Source organism: Paracoccus aestuariivivens (genome assembly GCF_009711225.1).
In the GTDB taxonomy this organism is placed as follows: domain Bacteria; phylum Pseudomonadota; class Alphaproteobacteria; order Rhodobacterales; family Rhodobacteraceae; genus Paracoccus; species Paracoccus aestuariivivens.
Genome location: NZ_WMIE01000063.1, coordinates 1 through 999 on the forward strand (window position 1 = coordinate 1; position 999 = coordinate 999).

Genomic DNA, 999 nt, shown 5'->3' on the forward strand with positions numbered 1-999 from the left:
TAATGGGCGAAAGTTGGTGATGGTCTGAAGGGTGGCATATCAAGGCGGTGTTCAAGACGCCGTCAATTCTCAGCAGAGAAAGCATACGCCACATGTCATTGACTACCATCACGCAGCTGCCCGATCCATCCGGATTCAGCGCCGACCCGTTCACCGACATCATCCGTGACGGCGCGCGCAAGCTGATCGAGCAGGCAATCCACGCGGAACTGGCGGCGTTGATGGCCGCGTTTGCGGACGAGAAGCTTGAGAACGGGACATCCCGTTTGGTGCGGCACGCTCACCTGCCCGAGCGCGAGGTGATGACCGGTATCGGACCCGTGCCCGTGAGGGTTCCTCGGGTGCGGGATCGCAAGCACGGTGAGGACAAGATCAGTTTCACGCCCAGCATCCTGCCGCGATATCTGCGCAAGGCAAAATCGGTCGAGGAGCTGATGCCCTGGCTTTACCCCAAGGGCGTCAGCACCGGCGATTTCAGTGAGGCGCTGGCGGCGCTTCTTGGTCCTAAAGCTTCGGGCCTTTCTGCCAAGACGATCACGCGGCTGAAGGCAGACTGGTGGAGCGACGACGAGGCCTGGCGAAAACGCGACCTGAGCAACCGGCGCTTCCTCTACATCTGGGCCGACGGGGTCTATTTCAAACCTCGCATGGCCGAAGAAAAGCAATGCGTTCTGGTGATCGTCGGGGCCGATCAATATGGCGGTAAGGAACTGCTGGCGATGACCGACGGTTTCCGCGAAAGCACCGAAAGCTGGCCCGAACTGCTGCTCGATCTGAAGCGCCGGGGCCTGAAGCAGGATCCCAAACTGGCCATTGGCGACGGCGCGCTCGTTCGCGGGTTCTCTCGGACGGATCGCGTTCACCCGCTCACTTTGGACCGCACTGCGCGAGGTCTTTGCCTCCAGCCACGAGCGGCGCTGCTGGGTGCATAAGACGATGAACGTGTTGAACGCGCTGCCCAAGTCGCTGCAGGACAGGGCCAAGGCTCATTTGCACGAC

General features: G+C 61.1%; 1 pseudogene. It reads left to right on the forward strand.

Going from position 1 to position 999, the window contains the following annotated elements:
• Positions 1-92: 92 nt before the first annotated feature.
• Positions 93-999: pseudogene (locus tag GL286_RS22065) on the forward strand (IS256 family transposase); the annotation flags it as partial.